Raw genomic sequence first — 19,184 nt, forward strand, 5'->3', positions numbered from 1 at the left:
TGGTCGTAGAAGGTCTGCTCCGCGGAGCGCGACTACGCCGACGTAATCTCCACGAGTCGCCCGTCGGGGTGGCGCAGGTACGCCGACCGGCCCCAATCGTAGTCGGCCGGTTCGCGGTGGACCGCGAGATTCGTCTCCGAGAGGCGAGCGAACGCCTCGTTCACGTCCTTGACGGCGAACGTGTAGTGGTCTTCGCACGGAAGGTCACCCGGCGCGGGGTCGTAGGTCTCGTGAACGAGAACGTCCACGCCCTCTACGTCGAAGAGTGCCATCGACTCCTCGGCGACCTCGGGGTCGCCGACGACGCGCTGGTAGAACTTCGTCGTCGTTCGCACGTCGTCGGTGAAGATGGCGACCTCGCGCAGTTCCATACGGGCTTACATATCACAGTTCGGCAAAACAGTTTCGGAGAACGGTGTCGGTTTCGCCCGCGGGACCGACCCCGTGAGACCTTCGGACCGTCGCGGGCGTACCAGAGATGATAACTATCCAAACCTATTTCTATGTTCATAGTTAACATGTAATTATGGGAACGTGGATAGACCCGAAAGAAGACGCGGCTAGTCTGTGGGGCGGCCGAAAATCCTCGTCTGAGCAGTTGGAGCCGATGGCGGGGACTGTGGCCCGCGCCATCGAGACGACCCTCCCGTTCCAATACTCAGAGACCGCACAGTATCGGGGAACGCTTCCGGACACCGAACTCGACGGCGTTCAGTACACCTCCGCGCAAGTCACCATCAACGGAATAATCCAGAGCGACCGACATATAAAGCTCCTCTCGCGGGGATACCTCTGGACGGCAGACGACGGTGCTTCCTACGGACGGCGATTCAAGTTTCAACTCCGCCGACCCGGACCGCCGTCGGAGACGACGCCGTTCGGGTCGTACGTGGCGTGGAACCGGTATCAAACCGGAACCGTCGAGACGACCGAGAGCGAAGACGTGGCGTTCGAACCGACACCCGACACCACCCGGACGGAACGGGGGAACGCGTCGTTCGAAGAGGTCCCGCGTCCGCTCCGCCAGCACGTCGCCGAACTCGAACTCGTTCGGAACCCGGCCTTCGCCGAGTACGTGCTTCGGGAACGGGACCAGTGGGACGACTACGGCGGGGTGTTCCGCTGGATACCGACGGCGTTCGACCAGCGATTCCACGAGTGACACTCGCCACAGAAACAGCTACTGGCGGGGTAGCGAAACCGGAAAAGCGGAAGTCGAGTTACGCGACGAGAAGCTCTTCGCCCTTCTCGACTTTGACGCGGCACGGCGGCGAAATCTTGTTGTAGGCGCGGCGGAGCGCGTCCTTCGCAACGTCGGCCTGCTCGGGCTGGCACCAGACGGTGAAGATGCGGTCGTTTCGGGGGATACGGGCCGCGGTCCCGACGACTTTCCCGAACGCTTGGCGCATTCCGTCGGAGACACGGTCCGCACCTGCACCCGTCGCCTGCTTGTTCTCCCGGATGACGTGGTGGGGGAACTTGCGGAGCATCATCTTGTAGTTGCCCTCGCCGAGTTCCTTCAGGAGGTGGCGGTTGGCCGACAGACGCGACGCTTCGAGGGCGTCGTGGCGGAGCTGACACTCTTCCTCGGTGAGGAGGCTGATCTGGATGGGGTAGTCCTCTTGGTCGGCTTCGAGGTTACCCATCTGGTGCTGTGCGATCTTCGAACCGGGAATGCCGGTGATGTACTCGCGTCGGGTGTACGGCGGCTTGCTGATTTCCCGGTACATCGAGGCGGGTTTGTCCGACATAGTTATTACTGGATTCTGAAGGTCACGCGGCGGATAAACCCTTCGATGCGCGATAGGGCGGTTCGGCGTCGCTCGGGGCCGAAACCTTCGGGAACGCCTCGCACGACTTCGCCCGAGTCCGAGAGGCTACGGCGGAAATCCGACGCCTCACCGCGGGACCGTAATCAGCGTTAGCGCCGCCAACAGCCCGCCCTCGACGAATCCCGCGCCGTGGGCGAAGATGTTGGTGAACGTGCCGTCGGCGGCGGGGTCGGCCGGGAAGAGACCGTACACCAACCAGACGAGCAGTGCGAACACCAGCGCGACGTACAGCAGGTCGAAGCCGACCTGCTGGTAGTAGGCGTCGCCGAAGGTCCGCCCGCGCGCCCGCGAGACGATTCCCGAGACGGCCAGCGCGAGGCCGGTCCCGATCGCCCCGCCTTCGAAGAGACCGACGCCGTCGGCGTAAATCCACAGCAGTTCCCCGAGCAAGAGCAGGACCGCGAACTGGCCGACGAAAAAGACGGTCTCGCGGGAGTACGAGCGCCGGAGGTGGACCGCCACCGCGACCAGCAGGAAGCCGCCGAAGCCCGCGACGACGCCGGAGAACCCACGCGAGACGGGCGACGCGCCGGAGAACCGCGTTTCGAGGACGACGTAGCTGGTGAGGTTGACCGTGACGGGCAGGACGAGCAGGAAGACTGGGAGCGTCCGGCGGAACCACGCCCGACGGTCGGCGTGCAGGCAGACGAGGTAGGTGACGACCGCCAGCGAGACGTACCCGCCGAGGTTGCTCAGCAGGTGCCCGAGGTTGGCGTGGACGTAGGCAGCGGTCAGCAGACTGGCGGGGTCGAGCGCGGCGTGGTCGAACGCGAGTTGCGCGTGGACCGCCGCGGGAAGCAAGAACTCGACGCCGACGAGGACGAGCGCGGCCACCGCGATGGCCGCGAGGTCGACCGCGACTGCCGACCGAGGGTAGCCGAACGATGTCGCCGACTCCGGAGCGACGCGCGCGTCGGACATGGCTATGTCCGCTTCGACGGCTACCCTCAAAAGAGTCCGCCTCGATGTGTTTCGAGGAGTCTCTCGGGAGTAGTAACGCAAAACTGAAAGAAGCTCGCTTCAGGCTTGAGCCACTCAGACCGCACGGCACCGCCACAGCACCGCATCAGCCTCACCCCTCCCCAACCGCCTGCGTTGCTCGGTCTCCGCTTCGCTCCGACCTGTGCTACTCAGCCCTCGCGCGGATGGGCGCGGCCTCACACCGCGAGGCCGCGCCGTCGGACAAACCGCGTCCGACGAGCCATGCGCTCACGTCCGTTCGCGCAGACGCCCACACGCGCCGAGATGGAAAATTAGCCCTGCGCTCGAAATGCCCCGATTTCCTCCACGCTTGCGACTCCGAACCGCGCCGCCGTCAAACTCCACGCGCTTTTACGCGCGGACGACGTAGCGTTCCACAGTATGAGCGAAACTGCGGAGCGCGTCCCGGTGACGTGCCCATCCTGTTCGCCCGACGTGGAGACAGTCCACGAGGTGCTCAAGGACGGGAGCGGGCAGTTCACCGTGCGCTGTACGGAGTGCAGTCACGTCCACAAGACGACCATCGAGACCGAGGAGGAAGTCGAGCGCGACGTTGTGGTCTCCCAAGACGGCGAATCGTTCACGGCGACCGTGGACGCGCCGCCCGAGGAGTCCGTCGCGGTCGGCGAGGAGTTCGTCCTCGAAACGCCCGAAGCCATCATGGTCGTGCGCATCACCGACCTCCAGTTGGGCGACGAGAAGCGCACCGACGAGGCCAAAGTCGAGGACGTGGAGACGTTCTGGACCCGCGCCGTGGACAACGTCCGGGTCAACGTCACCATCAACCCCAACGACGGGCGGCGCGACGACTCTCGCGGCCTCAAAATCGACGTACCGGGCGACCACGAGTTCACGGTGGGCGAGGTCGAGGAGTTCGGCGACGAGGAGTTCGAGGTCAAGTCCATCGCGGTCCGCGACGACGCCACGGGCTACGACTTCAACCCGCTTGGCGAGGCGGGCGACACCGCGGTGGCCAAGGACATCAAGCGCGTCTACGGCGACGACAAAACCTCGTCGGCGTGGTCCGCGTGGTAAGACCGGACCGACCGAACTGAGAATCGCGTTTAGGGGGGAACCATGTTTGGGGGAGAAAACTCCGAGGATTCTGACTACGAACAGGCCCGCGAGCGCATGGTCAAGCAACTCGCCGCGCGCGATGAGTTCGCCGACTCGACGCTCGCCGCAATGGGCGCTGTCCCGCGCCACGAGTTCGTGCCGTCCGCTCGACGGGACCACGCCTACGAGGACCGACCGCTTCCCATCGGGAACGACCAGACCATCAGCGCGCCCCACATGGTCGCGGCAATGGTGGACCTGCTCGACCTCGACGCGGGCGAGTCGGTCCTCGAAATTGGCACCGGGTGCGGCTATCATGCCGCGATCACCGCCGAAATCGTCGGCCCGGAGAACGTCCACAGCGTCGAGTACCACGAGTCGCTGGCGACCGAGACCCGCGACCGACTCGACCGATTGGGCTACGGTGACATCGCTATCCGCGTCGGCGACGGTCACGAGGGATGGCCCGCCCACGCGCCCTACGACGCTGCGTACCTGACCTGCGCCGCGCCGGAGTTCCCGACCGCGGTGGTCGAACAGGTCCGTCCGGAGGGCCGACTGCTCGGCCCGCTCGAATCTTCGACCGGTCCCGCAGGTGGCCAACGACTCGTCTTCGCGCGCCGACGCGCCGACGGGACGCTCGACCGCGATACCCACGGCCGGGTCCGATTCGTGCCGATGCAGGAAAACTAAGCCGACGCCGCCACAGCGTTTTCGCATGGACTACCGCGAAGCCCTGCTTCTGTGGGCCGCCCGCGAGACGGGTGTTCTGGAAGCCGTCACGACCGACGCCGAGACGCCCGCGGCAGTCGCCGACGCGACCGGCGTCACCGAGCGCGCCGCCCGCATCGTCATCGAAGCGATGGCCGAACTGGGGTATCTAGAGGCCGTCGGCGACGCCGGAAGCGTCGCCGACGGCCCGGACGCCGTCGGCGACGCCGGAAGCGTCGCCGACGGCCCGGACGCGAGCGACGACGACCGAAACCACGTCCGGTACGAAATCACGAATCGTGCGCTCGGCTTCGTCGCCAAGGCGGACGTGCGCTCCATCGGGTCGGTTCCCCACGCGCTCGACTGCGTGGACCGCTGGATTCGGCTTCCCGAGACGATGGAGACCGGCGAACCGTCCGCTCCGGAGACGGCCTCGGAGGACTGGACGCCCAACTTCGTCGGCGCGATGGCCAACGTGGACGACGCCGCGGTCCGAGCGAGCGTCACCGCCGCAGTCCACCGAAATCCCGATGCCGAGCGCGTGCTGGACGCCGGGGGCGGGCCGGGCGTCTTCGCCAAGGAGTTCGTCCGTCGAGGGTTCGACGTGACGCTGATAGACCGACCCGAGGTCATCGACATCGACCGGCGATTCCTCGAACACGAACCCATCGAGTTGGTCGCGGGCGACGTTACCGAGGACCTCCCGGACGACGAGTTCGACCTCGTGTTCTGCTCGCGCGTCGCCCACGGCCTGAGTCCCGACGAGAACCGGCAGTTTCTGGCCAACGCCTACGACGCCCTCGAACCGGACGGCGCGGTCGTCCTGACCGACAGGGTTCGAGGCCGGGCAGACGACGCGGCCCTCTTCGGCGCGCACATGCTCGCTCAGACCGCGGCGGGCGACACCTACACCGAAGACCAGTTCCGAGCGTGGCTTCGAGACGCCGGTTTCGAGGATGTGGAAGTCCGCGACGTACCGGGTCTCGACAGGCAGGTCATCGCCGGACGGCGGCCGGGCGATTGAAGTTCTCTCGTCACCGATGGGGCGTATGGAACTCGCGGTGCTGCGAGACGACATGGTCGATAGCCTCGAACACGACTCGAAGGGAGTCGTCTCCAGCGAGAGCCTCAGCGCCGCCATGCGGACGGTCCCCCGCCACGAGTTCGTCGAGGACGACCGACTAGCCTACGCCGACCGGTCGTTCGAACACCGCGGCACGCGCGTCCTCGCGCCGAGTACCGCGGCCCGGCTGCTGGAAGCGCTCGACGTAGACGAGGACGATTCGGTCCTCGTCGTCGGCGCGGGCGTGGGCTACACCCCGGCGGTCCTCGCGGAAATCGTCGGCGAGCGCAACGTTCACGCGGTAGACATCACCCGCAACGTGGTACTGGACGCGAGAAGCAACCTCGCGTCGGCGGGCTACGAGGGGGTCTTCGTGGACTGCCGGAACGGCGCGGACGGACTCCCGGAGTACGCACCCTTCGACTGCATCCTCGTGGAGGCCGCCGCGGCCGACCCGCCGCGGCCGCTGGTGCGACAACTCGCGCCCGGCGGGCGACTCGTTATCCCGGTCGGCATCGGCGAGCAGTCCCTGACTGTCGTTCGTGACGAGGTCTCTCCGGACCCTGAGACCGAGCCGCTCGGCACGGTGGCGTTTCAACCTCTGCTCGTGGAGGGCGAACAAGCCGGGTCCATCGAGCGCAACCGGACCGTCCGCGAGGACCGCGAGCGCGCTGAACGCGCCCACGAACGCCGGACCGGCTGGGAACACGAGTGGATAGACTGGGACGGCGACGGCGGGCGACCGGAGTAGTTTTTTACGGCTTCCGCTCCCCTCTCGGGAGGGGTCGCAGTCGCCTCAGTCGTCGGCCAGCACCAGTATCGCGGTGTTTTCGCGCTCGTCGGCGTAGTCGCCTCCCGCGGGCGGCTTGATTCGCACGTCGAGCGTGCCCTCCTGCTGGTTCGGGCCGAGCCGGGGGTCCACCGAGAGCGTCGCCACGCCGTTCTCTCCGGTTGTCGCCGTCGCAACTCCGTCGAGAGAGGCCGTGCCGCCCGACACGACGACCGTCGCGTCGCTGACAGCGTTTCCTTCGGGGGTGACCACGGTGACCTCGACGTTCTTCTCTTCGGGACCGATTACGTCTGGCGCGGGCTTGGCGTCGAGTTCCGTGACGGTCAGACCGCCGAGACCCGAGAGCATGTTCATCATCACGCCGAGGCTGGCGACCCCGACCACGAGCGCGATGACGAGGCGGATGGGCAGGCCCTCGATGGCCCGGTCGTCGTCGCGGAATCGGTCGAGGGAGTCGGGCGTGGCGTCCGCGAAGTAGCCGTAGTAGCCGAGTAGCGTTGGCATGGGCCGGGTTCGGCCCGTTCCCGGATTTAAACCTTCGGGGGAGACCGAACTAATCTATGTGCCACGTGATACGGCGATTTCGGGTGGTTCGGCGACTCCCTTTGCACTAGGAAACCCATCTAATTAACAAATACCGAATAGTATCCGATAAAAAATAATTCAAAGAAGCAATAACATAATATTATTTATAGAATTAATTGAAAAAACTTATTATTTCATGCAATAAAATAGTACATGCATGTCGAGTTACAAGACCGACGACCTTCGGAAGATGGGCCGACGACGATTCATGGAGAGTCTCACTGCCCTCGGCGTCTCGTCCGGGGCCGCCGCCGCACTCTCCCCTGAGAAGCTTTCGCAGTTAACCGACGACCCGACCTCTGAAGTGCCACGATTAGGGTGGTACGAGTTCCAGAACAAAGACGCCGTAATCAAGGGGGCGGAGCCGCCCGAACCCGAACCGACGTACTATACTATCCCGCGTGACCAGTGGCGACAGGTCGAGGGGGCGAAACAGGCGGCGCGACAGCTGTCCTCGCGCTTCGACGACTCCAGCGTCAACACGGCGATTCGCAAGCACGACGACGGGGTAGCCGTCGAGATCCAGTACGAGCGACTCATCCGTGATGTCGATGGTCAGCAAACCGTCGCTCGTGAGCCGGGCGTAGATATCGAGCAGGTCAAGGACTCGGTTCCCGCCCGGACCTCGGCACAGGTGACGTTCGCCGACAAGACTGACACGATAGAGGACATCCCGGTAACAGTCCGAGAGAAAACCGACATCGAGGAGCGGTCCTGTGATGAACCGGCACCGTCCGACTGTTACTTCGACCGGAAGTACCGGCCAGTTGGTGGCGGTTGTGAGTTCGGTGGACACAACGAAAGTGGATGCAACGTCACGCTGGGTCCGCCCGCGTGGTCCACCGACATCGAGGAGTACGTGATGACGACGGCCTACCACTGCGTCGATGCCGACTACGAGAACCCGGTTCACCAGCCGACCGGCGACGACAACTACCTGGGAAGCCGCTACGACTATATTAGCGGGAGCGACGGTGACGCCGCCGCTATCAGGACGGACGGATACGTGACGATGGGTATCTGCAACGACGCAGGTACTGACATGGACTACGGCGTTGCTGGCATGGTCGCTCAGGACAGAATCGAAGACATGGTTGCAAGCGACGAGTACATCTGGGTTCAGGGCCGTCGGACGGGACGCAACGGCGGTGAAATCATGTGGCACGATTCGACTCGCTCGGACCCCCGCGTCGGATACAAAATTAGCACCGACGGCGGCGACTCCGGTGCGCCGGTCTGGGACTTCAAGGACGGCGATGCCTATATAATCGGCATCCACGCTTGGGCCGACTGCTTCGACGGCACGAAGGGCGGTCAAGGAAACACGATGTACTACGTCGAGGACCAGTTGAACCTTCAGTACTCGAATACTTGGAATTAGAGATCCTGTCGGTCAAACCGACATCCAGACACCGGGTGTCGCCGTCATGAACGGTTATTCCGCGGCCGAAAACTGCTTTTCGACTCCGAACTCGACGACAGTCATTCCTGCCAGTAGATGTCCGGACGACCGTCGCTGATTTCGACGAAGACATCGATTCCCTCCTGAACGTCGTAGTCGTCGAAGTTTATCGACGATGTCTCCGTCGAGTTCTCATCGACGCTTACCGAGACCGTGTAGGTTCCCGGTTTGTCGATCTCCAGCGTGAACTGTCGGCGTTCGTCGGCGGCTAGGTCTACGGTGCGTTCGAAGACGACGTCGTCTGCATTGACAGTAACCTGAACGCTATGTTGTTCGTCGTCCCTATTCACAAACACGAGATGTTGGTCGCCCGGTTGCATAGTCTCGGTCTGTCCTCCGTCGTTATCTCCTTGTTCGATGTGCGTAGTCGTTCGGTCCGTCGTCGTGTCCGGGCCGTTTCCTTGCTCCCAACTGAGACACCCGCCAAAAGTCGTGGCGACTGCCCCGGAACACAATAAAAATTGCCTGCGTTCCATACAATCCTGTTGAAAAGCGAACCATAAAATCTTTCTGCAGGACCTCAGTAGGGTTGCCGACCTATCCCATGTCAGTTAGAGATACCAAGTTAGCAGTCGTGTCAGCAGATCCTTCGGTATCGGCAGTCGTTCGGTTTTCGCTAGAATCACTCGATTCCGCCGTTATTTCGTCGGTTTCGGATTTCGAAAATCTAGCAAGTCCGAGCGCCGCTGTCCCCGTGAGACCGAGGAGTGCACGTCTGGGCGTTCGTCCGGAGGGTTGCTCGTCCACGAATCCGCGAAAGCTGCTAGCTGCGATAAATGACCGAACGTTCAAGTACCAACCCGTGACCAACCGACCTCATGACGCACGTCCTCGGCCGCCGCGACCCTCCCGACGAAGAACCTCCCGAAAACGCCTCGACAGGCCGACTCGGGACCTACCGCGCCCGCGACGGAAGCCCCGGCGCGGCGGTCCGAATCGACCTCGACGGCCCTCACGCCGGACTCGTCGTCGGCAAGCGCGGCTACGGCAAGTCCTACACGCTCGGCGTCCTCGCCGAAGAACTTGCTTGCGCGGAGGGAGTCGCACCGGTCGTCGCCGACCCGATGGGCATCTTCGGGTCGCTCGCGGCGCTCGGCACCGACATCGTCGCCGACCCCGCCGTGGCTGCCGACGCGCTCGCGCCGCGGGCGTGGTGCGACCTGCTCGGACTCGCCCCGTCGTCCTCGGCGGGCGCGCTGGTCTGGCAGGCCGCCACGGCGCGCTCGTCGCTCGCCGGAATGCGCACGTTCGTCGCCGACGCCGACACGAAGGCCGAGCGCGCGACGCGCCGGGCGGCGGACAACCACCTCGCGCTTGCCGAGTCGTGGGGCGTCTTCGACCCCGACGGTCTGACCGCGAGCGACCTCCTCGACGCTCCAGCGGGAGTCGTGCTTGACCTCGCGGGACTCGACGCCGCGCCCGCGAACGCGGTCCTGCGCGCGGTCGCGGGCGGTCTCTACGACCGCTGTGTCGGCGGTCGGCCGACCAGATTACCGTGGTTGCTTATCGACGAAGCCCACGCCTTCTTCGAGGGCGTCGCCGACCCCGCGCTCCGGGCCGCCCTGACTAGGGGCCGCCAACCCGGCCTGAGTCTCGTCGCGGCGACCCAGCGACCCAGCGCGCTTCCCGCGGTCGCCGTCTCGCAGGCTGACCTCCTGCTGGCCCACCGACTCACCTCGCGGGCCGACCTCGACGCGCTGGCCGAGGCCCGCCCGACCTACCTCGGGTCGCTCGAAGAGCGCCTGCCCACCGATACCGGGGAAGTCCTGCTCGTTGACGACGCTACCGAGAGCGTCCACGCCGTCCGAATCCGGGAGCGAGAAACGGGACACGGCGGCGGGAGTCCGAGCGCGAGCGAACTGTGAGAACGCTCCGAAAACAGTATCCCGGTCGGCGCGCTCGTCTCGGACGAGAATCGAATGTCGGAGTCGGACGCCAACGCGCTCGAACGACTGAAACCGCTCCTGCTGGTCGCGGTTGGCGGATTCGCGGGGGCGGTCCTCCGCCACGCCGTCGCCCTCGCGCTCCCCGACGGCGTTCCGTGGGGCACGCTCGCGGTCAACGTCGCAGGGAGTTTCGCGCTCGGCGCCCTGCTCTTCGAGGCGACGGTGTCAGGCCGACTCGGTCGGGAAACGCGCCTTCTCGTCGGCACCGGCTTCCTCTCGTCGTTCACGACCTACAGCACCTTCGCGCTCCAGACCGCTTCGCTGTCGCCGAAACTTGCGGTTGTCAACGTCGCCGCGAACTACGCGTTCGGTTTCCTCGCGGTGGTGGCTGGCCGGACCGCCGTTCGCTCGCTCGCCGCGCCGGAGGTGGCCGGATGAACGCCTTCCTGCTGGTCGGCGGTGGCGGCGTCCTCGGTGCGCTCGCTCGATTCACGGTCGGGTCGGTCGTCGCGGACGGCCGCCGGGATACGTTCGCGGTGAACGTCCTCGGGAGCTTCGCGCTGGGCGCGCTGACCGCCGGTCTCGCCGCCGACGCGACGCTCCTGACGGTTTTCGGCACGGGCTTTTGCGGCGCGTTCACCACGTTTTCGAGTTTCGCGGTCGAGACCGTCGAACTGTACGAGCGGGGGGAGCGACGCGAGGCGATGGCGAACGCGACGGTGAATCTGGTCGGCGCGCTCCTCGCGGTCGGACTCGGCGGCTGGCTGGCGTCGGTGGTGTGAGTTGAACTACCTCACGAGGTCCCATGCCCACAGTCCGACGCCGAGGGCCACGAGGACGAGACCGAGCGCCGTAGTGACGGGGTCGGGGACAAAAACGAGGAGAACTCCGAGGACGACGAGCGCCGGTATCAGATCTTCGTGAAGGAATTCGTCGCTGTCGTCGGCCTGCCCGTCGTCTTCGGACACTGGTGAAGTGACGACACCTTCGGAGTTATCCGTTTGGGCGGCCTGTCGAGTATCGGTCGGTGGTCGTCGGAGCAATCGCTTCGCAGAGGTATCCCTTGCGAGTTAGCGGTCAGCAGAAAGCGCCCGAGGCGGGATTTGAACCCGCGTCACAACCGTGACAGGGTTGTATGATGGGCCACTACACCACCCGGGCTTCCGAGTGCATCCTATCCTTTTGGACCACTCTATTAAGACCTACCGATTTTCTCCGGTATTGATTCGTGTTATCACGAATCGGAATATCGCGGTATCTTGCATAGTCTCGAAGCTTCCCGAGGACAAGTAGCTACGGAACCCTCCCATCGAACTCGTACTCCGTTGCCCAATTAATCGATGGATGTTCTATCTCCGCATCGAATCGAAGCTCCATCTTCTGTTTGGTCGCCTCGTCTATGTCTATCCAATACAGCGTCTCGTCTTCTGGATAGCGTACGATGAACGCATCTACTTCACCGTAATACGTCTTTTCGTGATACTCTCCCTCTTGGGTCGTCTGCGAGTGCGTGTTGAAACGAATCGTGTTTTGCTTGTTCTTCCAAGCGGTCTTGCATTGAATTCGGTAGAGGTCTTCGCCGTCGTCTACGATGAGGTCGTACTTGTCGTTGTCTCCAAAGGGTATCGAAACGCTACACCCATTCGAAAGTAGCTCATGGATGATTTTCGCTTCTGACTCGTCGCCTCGATCCTTCGTATTCTCCGTCGTCATACTCGTAGTTGATACTAATTGTCTCGTCCCGTAAGATTGACTATTTTGGCTCAAGACGTGACGCTGTGTTCCCACTCGTAGTCGGGCTACTTTGTTAACAGAACTACAGTGAGCAAGCCACAGGCTACGAGAATAGTTTACAGCAGAAAGCGCCCGAGGCGGGATTTGAACCCGCGTCACAACCGTGACAGGGTTGTATGATGGGCCACTACACCACCCGGGCTTCCGAGTGCATTCCTTCGTAGTCCCCGGTTAGACTTAAGACTTCTCAAACGGAGCCGTCACGTCACTCGTTCTCGATGCGTTTGATATCGCCCACGTACGAGGTCGTCGTCGCCGCAAACGATTTATATCCCGGCGCAGTGTGCGCTAAGTGTAGGCATTCCACTTTCACGGGGTGGGTCGAACAGCTAGCGGTGCAAAACTACTTAGCAAGTGTTAAATGGACTCCCTGTGTAATGCCCTGTAGTATCTCGTGATAGCCATTTCTCCCTCTGCGCAGACAACCCATCGCCACACATGGTAGACGTAAGCCAACACGACATGGTTCCGGACCACAGCATCGTTGATGACGAGGAGTTAGACGGTGTGCTGGAGGAGTACGACATCAAACCGACCGACTTACCGAAAATAAAGCGCACCGACCCCGCGATTCCCGACGACGCGGAGGTCGGTGACGTAATCAAGATCGTGCGAGATTCCCGAACGACAGACACCGCGACCACATACCGACTCGTCGTAGATTAATAATGAACAGAGAAGACCGACGCGAGATTTCCCGAGAGTACTTCTCGAAGGAACGACTCGCAGAACACCACTATCGCTCGTTCAACAGCTTCCTGAACCGCGGCATGCAACAGGTCGTCGACGAGAAGGGCACCGTCGATACCGACATCGGCGACAAGGAAGATGAGGAACCGGTCCACGTCGAGCTGGGTGACGTTCGTATCGTCACGCCGCGCGTGCGTGAGGCGGACGGGAGCGAAGAACTCCTCTACCCCCAAGAGGCCCGCCTCCGAAACATCACCTACGCCGCGCCCGTCTTCATGGAAATGTCCATCGTTAAGGGCGAGGGCGAGGACGAGCGCGTCGTGGATTCGACGGAGACCAAGGTGGGCCGGATGCCCATTATGGTCGGCTCCGAGAAGTGTAACATTGCGGGCTTCTCGGACGACGAACTCATCGAAATCGGCGAGGACCCCGCCGACCCCGGCGGCTACTTCATCGTCAACGGCTCCGAGCGAGTCCTGATGACGAGCGAAGACCTCGCGCCGAACAAGATTCTCGCGGAGTACGACACCAAGTACGGCGACGAGATTCAGGTCGCCAAGACGTTCAGCCAGCGCCGGGGCTACCGCGCGCTGGTGCTGGTCGAGCGGACCCGCGACGGCCTGCTCGAAGTGTCGTTCCCCTCGGTTTCGGGGAGCGTCAACTTCGTGACGCTGGTCCGGGCGCTCGGTCTCGAATCCGACGAGGAGATCGTCCACCGGGTTTCTGACGACCCCGAGGTCGTGAAGTTCATGCTGGAGAACCTCGAAGAAGCCGAGGTCCAGACCGAAGAGGAAGCCATCGAGTCGCTGGGCAAGCGCGTCGCCTCCGGACAGGGCAAGAACTACCAGCTCAAGCGTGCCAACTACGTCATCGACCGCTACCTCCTGCCCCACCTTCACGAGGAGGGCGTCGAGGAAGAGGACGTGCGCATCAACAAGGCGTACTACCTCTGCCGGATGGCCGAGGCGTGCTTCGAACTTGCGCTTCAGCGCCGCGAACCCGACGACAAGGACCACTACGCGAACAAGCGTCTCAAGGTCTCGGGCGACCTGATGAAAGACCTGTTCCGGACCGCGCTGAACAAGCTGGCTCGGGACGTGAAGTACCAGTTGGAGCGCGCGAACATGCGCAACCGCCAGCTATCGGTCAACACCGTGGTCCGCTCGGACGTGCTGACCGAGCGCCTCGAACACCCGATTGCGACGGGGAACTGGGTCGGCGGCCGCTCGGGCGTCTCCCAGTTGGTTGACCGAACCGACTTCATGGGGGTCCTCTCGCACCTCCGACGGCTTCGCTCGCCGCTCTCGCGGAGCCAACCGCACTTCGAGGCGCGGGACCTCCACGCGACCCAGTGGGGTCGCATCTGTCCCTCCGAGACGCCGGAGGGACCGAACTGTGGGCTGGTGAAGAACTTCGCGCAGGCGATGGAGCTTTCCCAGAACATCGAGGACGAACAGGGGCTGAAACGAGAACTGACGTCGATGGGTGTCGAAGGCATCCCCGGTATCGAAGGCGTCGAACCAACTGCAAGCGCAGACGACTAACATGAGTCAGGGACGAGAAGCGAAAGTATACGTGAACGGTAGTCTGGTCGGGACCCATCCCGACCCGGAACAGCTCGCAGAACAGGTCCGGCACGCTCGCCGTCGCGGCGACGTGAGCGAGATGGTCAACGTCTCGGTCAAAGAACGGACCCGCGAGGTCATCATCAACGCGGACGCCGGGCGCGCCCGACGACCCCTGCTGGTGGTCGAGGACGGCAAACCCCTCGCCACCGAGGAGGAAGTCGAGGCGCTCAAGAACGGCGACTTGGACTTCGACGACCTCGTCGAACGCGGTAAGGTCGAGTTCATCGACGCCGAGGAGGAAGAGGACATCTACGTCGCGGTGGACGAAGACGACCTCAGCGAGGACCACACCCACCTCGAAGTGGACCCGCAACTCATCTTCGGTATCGGTGCGGGCATGGTGCCCTACCCCGAACACAACGCCTCGCCCCGGATTACGATGGGGTCGGGGATGATCAAGCAGTCGCTCGGGCTTCCGGCGGCTAACTACCGCATCCGGCCCGACACGCGCCAGCACCTCCTACATTACCCGCAGCTCTCGATGGTCAAGACCCAGACCACCGAGCAGATCGGCTACGACGACCGTCCGGCCGCCCAGAACTTCACGGTCGCGGTCATGTCCTACGAGGGGTTCAACATCGAGGACGCGCTCGTTCTCAACGCGGGGTCGGTTGACCGCGCGCTCGCTCGCTCGCACTTCTTCCGGACCTACGAGGGCGAGGAACGGCGCTACCCCGGCGGACAGGAGGACCGCTTCGAGATTCCGAGCGACGACGTGCGCGGTGCGCGCGGCGAAGACGCGTACACGCACCTGGACGACGACGGTCTCGTCAACCCCGAGACCCGAGTGGACGAGAGCAGCGTCCTGCTCGGCAAGACGAGTCCGCCGCGGTTCCTCGAAGAACCGGACGACATGGGCGGACTGTCGCCCCAGAAGCGCCGCGAAACGTCGGTCACGATGCGCTCGGGCGAATCCGGCATCGTGGACACCGTGACCCTGATGGAGGGCGAGGACGGCTCGAAGCTCTCGAAGGTCTCGGTGCGTGACGAGCGCATCCCGGAACTCGGCGACAAGTTCGCGTCTCGGCACGGCCAGAAGGGTGTCGTCGGCCACATCGCGCCCCAAGAGGACATGCCGTTCACTGAACAGGGCGTCGTGCCCGACCTCATCATCAACCCCCACGCCCTGCCGTCCCGGATGACGGTCGGCCACGTGCTGGAGATGATCGGCGGGAAGGTCGGTGCCCTCGAAGGTCGCCGCGTGGACGGGACGCCGTTCACGGGCGAGGACGAGGACGAACTCCGCGGTGGACTCGAAGAGCAGGGCTTCAAGTCCTCCGGCAAGGAGATCATGTACTCCGGCGTCACCGGAGAGAAAATCGAGGCCGAGATATTCATTGGCACCATTTTCTACCAGAAGCTCTACCACATGGTGTCGAACAAGCTCCACGCCCGCTCGCGCGGTCCGGTGCAGGTGCTGACGCGCCAGCCAACCGAGGGTCGTGCCCGCGAGGGTGGCCTTCGTGTCGGGGAGATGGAGCGCGACGTTCTCATCGGGCACGGTGCCGCCCTCACCCTGAAGGAGCGACTGCTCGACGAATCGGACCGTGAGTGGATATACGTCTGTGCCAACTGTGGCATGAGCGCGGTCGAGAACGTCGAGCAGAACCGCGTCTACTGTCCGAACTGTGACGAGGAGACCGACATCCACGAAATCGAGATGTCCTACGCGTTCAAGCTCCTGCTGGACGAGATGAAGGCGCTCGGCATCGCACCGCGACTCGAACTGGAGGACGCAGTCTAAACCATGTCAACAGGACAATCACCAATGGAGATCGGCGAAATCAGCTTCGGGCTGATGGACCCGGAGGAGTACCGAGAAATGTCGGCGACGAAGATAATCACCGCCGACACCTACGACGACGACGGCTTCCCCATCGACATGGGGCTGATGGACCCCCGGCTGGGCGTCATCGACCCCGGTCTGGAGTGCAAGACCTGCGGCAAGCACTCGGGTTCGTGTAACGGTCACTTCGGCCACATCGAACTCGCCGCGCCGGTCATCCACGTCGGGTTCACGAAGCTCATCCGCCGACTCCTTCGGGGCACCTGTCGGAACTGCTCGAAACTCCTGCTCACCGACGACGAGAAGGAAAAGTACGTGAGCAAACTGGAGCGAACCCGAGAGCTGAGCAACGACCTCACCGACGTGACCAAGTCGGCCATCCGGGAAGCCCGCAAGAAGGACCGCTGTCCCTACTGCGGCGAGGTCCAGTACGACATCAACCACGAGAAGCCGACGACCTACTACGAGGTCCAACAGGTTCTCACCAGCGAGTATTCCGAGGAAATCGCCGCCGCGATGCAGGGCAACGAGGAAGAGGACCGCGACCCGGTCGCGCCACAGGAACTCGCCGACCGAACGGACATCGACCTCTCGCGCATCAACGACATCATGTCGGGCGAGTTCCGCCCGCGCGAGGACGACCGGAAGGCCATCGAGAAGGCGCTGGACCTCGATCTGACCGAGGAAGACATGAACAAACTGATGCCCAGCGACATCCGGGACTGGTTCGAGGACATCCCGGATCAGGACGTGGAAGTGCTGGGAATCAGCCCAGAGAAGTCCCGACCGGAGTGGATGATTCTGACGGTCCTGCCGGTGCCGCCGGTCACGGCCCGTCCGTCTATCACGCTCGACAACGGCCAGCGCTCCGAGGACGACCTGACGCACAAGCTGGTGGACATCATCCGCATCAACCAGCGGTTCATGGAGAACCGCGAGGCCGGTGCGCCCCAACTCATTATCGAGGACCTCTGGGAACTGCTCCAGTACCACGTCACGACGTTCATGGACAACGAGATTTCGGGGACGCCGCCCGCCCGCCACCGCTCGGGCCGACCGCTCAAGACGCTGAGCCAGCGCCTGAAGGGCAAGGAAGGTCGCTTCCGCGGTAGCCTCTCCGGCAAGCGCGTCAACTTCTCGGCGCGTACCGTCATCTCGCCGGACCCGACCCTCTCGCTCAACGAGGTCGGCGTCCCCGAGCGCGTGGCCCGCGAGATGACCCAGACGATGAACGTCACCGAGCGCAACAAGGAGGAGGCCCGCCGCTACGTCGCCAACGGACCGGAGGGCCACCCCGGCGCGAACTACGTCAAGCGGCCTGACGGCCGCCGTCTGAAGGTAACCGAGAAGAACTGCGAGGAACTGTCAACGAAGGTCGAGGCCGGATGGGAGGTCAACCGTCACATGGTGGACGGCGACATCATCATCTTCAACCGCCAGCCGTCGCTCCACCGGATGTCCATCATGGCCCACGAAGTGGTCGTGATGCCGTACAAGACGTTCCGACTCAACACCGTCGTCTGTCCGCCGTACAACGCCGACTTCGACGGCGACGAGATGAACATGCACGCCCTGCAGAACGAGGAGGCCCGCGCGGAGGCGCGCGTCCTCATGCGCGTGCAGGAACAAATCCTGTCGCCGCGCTTCGGCGAGAACATCATCGGCGCGATTCAGGACCACATCTCCGGGACGTATCTGCTGACCAACGAGAACCCCCACTTCAACGAGACCCAAGCGCTCGACCTCCTCCGGGCGACCCGAATCGACGAGCTTCCGGAGCCGTCGGGCACTGACGACGACGGCGAACCCTACTGGACCGGCCGAGACATCTTCTCGGAACTGCTCCCGAGCGACCTGAATCTGGAGTTCACCGGGACCGTCGGCGATGACGTAATCATCGAAGATGGCCAGCTCGTGGAAGGGACCATCGCCGAGGACGAGGTCGGCGGATTCGGCGGCGAAATCGTGGACACGATTACGAAGGTCTACGGCAACACTCGCTCGCGCGTCTTCATCAACGAGGTGGCGGCGCTGGCGATGCGCTCGATAATGCACTTCGGGTTCTCCATCGGTATCGACGACGAGTCGGTCCCCGAGGAGGCCCAGAACCGCATCGACGAGGCCATCGACAACGCCTACGACCGGGTCGAGGAACTCATCGAGACCTACCAGAACGGCGACCTCGAATCCCTGCCCGGCCGGACCGTAGACGAGACGCTGGAGATGAAGATCATGCAGACGCTCGGCAAGGCGCGTGACTCCGCGGGTGACGTTGCGGAGGAACACTTCGCCGACGACAATCCGGCCGTGGTCATGGCCGACTCCGGCGCGCGTGGGTCGATGCTGAACCTGACCCAGATGGCTGGCTGTGTCGGCCAGCAGGCAGTTCGTGGCGAGCGCATCAACCGCGGATACGAGGACCGCACGCTGAGCCACTACAAGCCCGACGACCTCTCGGCGGAGGCCCACGGCTTCGTGGAACACTCCTACACGGGCGGACTCGACCCCCGAGAGTTCTTCTTCCACGCGATGGGTGGCCGCGAGGGACTCGTGGACACGGCAGTCCGTACGTCCAAGTCCGGCTACCTCCAGCGACGGCTCATCAACGCGCTGTCGGAACTCGAAACGCAGTACGACGGGACCGTTCGGGACACCTCCGACACCATCGTCCAGTTCGAGTTCGGCGAGGACGGTACCAGTCCGGTGAAGGTCTCCTCGAACGAGGACACCGAAATCGACGTGGACCAGATCGCCGACCGCATCATCGAAGAGGAGTTCGGAAGCGACGAGCGCAAACGGGAGTTCCTCGGCGAGAAGAACCCGCCGACGAACCTCTCGGAGCACGTCGACGCTCGGCAGGCCCAGAGCGACGACTGATACCGCTTCCCGACCAACATACCCAATCAATTCGCGCCCACGC

20 protein-coding genes and 2 tRNA genes are annotated in these 19,184 nt (G+C 63.6%); 13 read left to right on the top strand and 9 right to left on the bottom strand.

Features of this window, described 5'->3' with window-relative positions:
• Window positions 1–32: 32 nt before the first annotated feature.
• A complete protein-coding gene (locus EP007_RS09045; RefSeq protein WP_128477345.1) occupies window positions 33–371 on the bottom strand; it encodes a VOC family protein in 339 nt (112 codons plus the stop codon).
• Between the two features lie 155 nt (window positions 372–526).
• On the opposite strand from EP007_RS09045, the gene EP007_RS09050 reads away from it, so the two are divergent.
• Window positions 527–1,162: a hypothetical protein gene (locus EP007_RS09050; RefSeq protein WP_128477346.1), complete on the top strand. Its 636-nt coding sequence runs from the start codon at window positions 527–529 to the stop codon at window positions 1,160–1,162.
• Between the two features lie 58 nt (window positions 1,163–1,220).
• Here EP007_RS09050 and EP007_RS09055 read toward each other — a convergent pair whose 3' ends face one another.
• Window positions 1,221–1,751, bottom strand: coding sequence for a 50S ribosomal protein L16 (locus tag EP007_RS09055; protein WP_128477347.1), 531 nt, complete (start codon window positions 1,749–1,751; stop codon window positions 1,221–1,223).
• 147 nt (window positions 1,752–1,898) lie between these two features.
• Window positions 1,899–2,753, bottom strand: a complete 855-nt coding sequence (locus tag EP007_RS09060; protein ID WP_128477348.1) for a hypothetical protein — start codon at window positions 2,751–2,753, stop codon at window positions 1,899–1,901.
• Window positions 2,754–3,194: 441 nt separating this feature from the next.
• Between EP007_RS09060 and EP007_RS09065 the strand changes: the two genes are divergently transcribed.
• The 4 genes from EP007_RS09065 to EP007_RS09080 are packed head-to-tail and all read left to right on the top strand — an operon-like array spanning window position 3,195 to window position 6,394.
• Window positions 3,195–3,848 (top strand): HVO_0476 family zinc finger protein, encoded by a 654-nt coding sequence (locus EP007_RS09065; protein WP_128477349.1) that lies wholly within the window; start codon window positions 3,195–3,197, stop codon window positions 3,846–3,848.
• A 42-nt stretch (window positions 3,849–3,890) separates the two neighbouring features.
• Window positions 3,891–4,562, top strand: a complete 672-nt coding sequence (locus EP007_RS09070) for a protein-L-isoaspartate(D-aspartate) O-methyltransferase (RefSeq protein ID WP_128477350.1) — start codon at window positions 3,891–3,893, stop codon at window positions 4,560–4,562.
• Between the two features lie 25 nt (window positions 4,563–4,587).
• Window positions 4,588–5,604 carry a class I SAM-dependent methyltransferase gene (locus tag EP007_RS09075; RefSeq protein ID WP_128477351.1) on the top strand — a complete coding sequence of 339 codons (1,017 nt, stop codon included), beginning with the start codon at window positions 4,588–4,590 and terminating at the stop codon, window positions 5,602–5,604.
• Between the two features lie 25 nt (window positions 5,605–5,629).
• Complete coding sequence (locus tag EP007_RS09080; RefSeq protein WP_128477352.1) at window positions 5,630–6,394, top strand: protein-L-isoaspartate O-methyltransferase family protein; 765 nt, start codon at window positions 5,630–5,632, stop codon at window positions 6,392–6,394.
• A 45-nt stretch (window positions 6,395–6,439) separates the two neighbouring features.
• On the opposite strand, the gene EP007_RS09085 is transcribed toward EP007_RS09080, so the two are convergent.
• Window positions 6,440–6,937: a DUF7382 domain-containing protein gene (locus EP007_RS09085; protein ID WP_128477353.1), complete on the bottom strand. Its 498-nt coding sequence runs from the start codon at window positions 6,935–6,937 to the stop codon at window positions 6,440–6,442.
• A 238-nt stretch (window positions 6,938–7,175) separates the two neighbouring features.
• Between EP007_RS09085 and EP007_RS09090 the strand changes: the two genes are divergently transcribed.
• Window positions 7,176–8,399, top strand: coding sequence for a trypsin-like serine peptidase (locus tag EP007_RS09090; RefSeq protein WP_128477354.1), 1,224 nt, complete (start codon window positions 7,176–7,178; stop codon window positions 8,397–8,399).
• 101 nt (window positions 8,400–8,500) lie between these two features.
• Here the strand turns inward: EP007_RS09090 and EP007_RS09095 are convergent, their stop codons facing one another.
• A complete protein-coding gene (locus EP007_RS09095) occupies window positions 8,501–8,800 on the bottom strand; it encodes a cupredoxin domain-containing protein (protein ID WP_128477355.1) in 300 nt (99 codons plus the stop codon).
• A 498-nt stretch (window positions 8,801–9,298) separates the two neighbouring features.
• Here EP007_RS09095 and EP007_RS09100 point away from each other — a divergent pair, with 498 nt between their 5' ends.
• The 3 genes from EP007_RS09100 to EP007_RS09110 are packed head-to-tail and all read left to right on the top strand — an operon-like array spanning window position 9,299 to window position 11,148.
• Window positions 9,299–10,345, top strand: a complete 1,047-nt coding sequence (locus tag EP007_RS09100; protein ID WP_128477356.1) for an ATP-binding protein — start codon at window positions 9,299–9,301, stop codon at window positions 10,343–10,345.
• Window positions 10,346–10,399: 54 nt separating this feature from the next.
• Window positions 10,400–10,804: a fluoride efflux transporter FluC gene (locus tag EP007_RS09105; protein WP_128477357.1), complete on the top strand. Its 405-nt coding sequence runs from the start codon at window positions 10,400–10,402 to the stop codon at window positions 10,802–10,804.
• Entirely contained in the window at window positions 10,801–11,148 is a 348-nt protein-coding gene (locus EP007_RS09110; protein WP_128477358.1) for a fluoride efflux transporter FluC, read from the top strand. The genes EP007_RS09105 and EP007_RS09110 overlap by 4 nt, the downstream gene beginning before the upstream one ends.
• Window positions 11,149–11,154: 6 nt before the next feature.
• Here the strand turns inward: EP007_RS09110 and EP007_RS09115 are convergent, their stop codons facing one another.
• The 4 genes from EP007_RS09115 to EP007_RS09130 form a co-directional block, all read right to left on the bottom strand.
• Window positions 11,155–11,334, bottom strand: coding sequence for a hypothetical protein (locus EP007_RS09115; RefSeq protein WP_128477359.1), 180 nt, complete (start codon window positions 11,332–11,334; stop codon window positions 11,155–11,157).
• 120 nt (window positions 11,335–11,454) lie between these two features.
• A tRNA-Asp gene (locus EP007_RS09120) sits at window positions 11,455–11,527 on the bottom strand.
• A gap of 132 nt (window positions 11,528–11,659) precedes the next feature.
• On the bottom strand, window positions 11,660–12,079 hold the full coding sequence (locus tag EP007_RS09125; protein WP_128477360.1) for a group I intron-associated PD-(D/E)XK endonuclease: 420 nt from the start codon (window positions 12,077–12,079) through the stop codon (window positions 11,660–11,662).
• Window positions 12,080–12,229: 150 nt separating this feature from the next.
• Window positions 12,230–12,302, bottom strand: a tRNA-Asp gene (locus EP007_RS09130).
• Between the two features lie 296 nt (window positions 12,303–12,598).
• Between EP007_RS09130 and EP007_RS09135 the strand changes: the two genes are divergently transcribed.
• Genes EP007_RS09135 through EP007_RS09150 form a run of 4 tightly spaced genes read left to right on the top strand, consistent with a single transcriptional unit; the run spans window position 12,599 to window position 19,141 of the window.
• On the top strand, window positions 12,599–12,826 hold the full coding sequence (locus tag EP007_RS09135) for a DNA-directed RNA polymerase subunit H (RefSeq protein ID WP_128477361.1): 228 nt from the start codon (window positions 12,599–12,601) through the stop codon (window positions 12,824–12,826).
• A 2-nt stretch (window positions 12,827–12,828) separates the two neighbouring features.
• Window positions 12,829–14,394, top strand: a complete 1,566-nt coding sequence (locus tag EP007_RS09140; protein WP_128477362.1) for a DNA-directed RNA polymerase subunit B'' — start codon at window positions 12,829–12,831, stop codon at window positions 14,392–14,394.
• A 1-nt stretch (window position 14,395) separates the two neighbouring features.
• Window positions 14,396–16,222, top strand: coding sequence for a DNA-directed RNA polymerase subunit B (gene rpoB / locus EP007_RS09145; protein ID WP_128477363.1), 1,827 nt, complete (start codon window positions 14,396–14,398; stop codon window positions 16,220–16,222).
• A 3-nt stretch (window positions 16,223–16,225) separates the two neighbouring features.
• Window positions 16,226–19,141: a DNA-directed RNA polymerase subunit A' gene (locus EP007_RS09150; protein ID WP_128477364.1), complete on the top strand. Its 2,916-nt coding sequence runs from the start codon at window positions 16,226–16,228 to the stop codon at window positions 19,139–19,141.
• Window positions 19,142–19,184: the final 43 nt, after the last annotated feature.

The sequence above is a fragment of the Halorussus pelagicus genome, from assembly GCF_004087835.1.
GTDB lineage: Archaea > Halobacteriota > Halobacteria > Halobacteriales > Haladaptataceae > Halorussus > Halorussus pelagicus.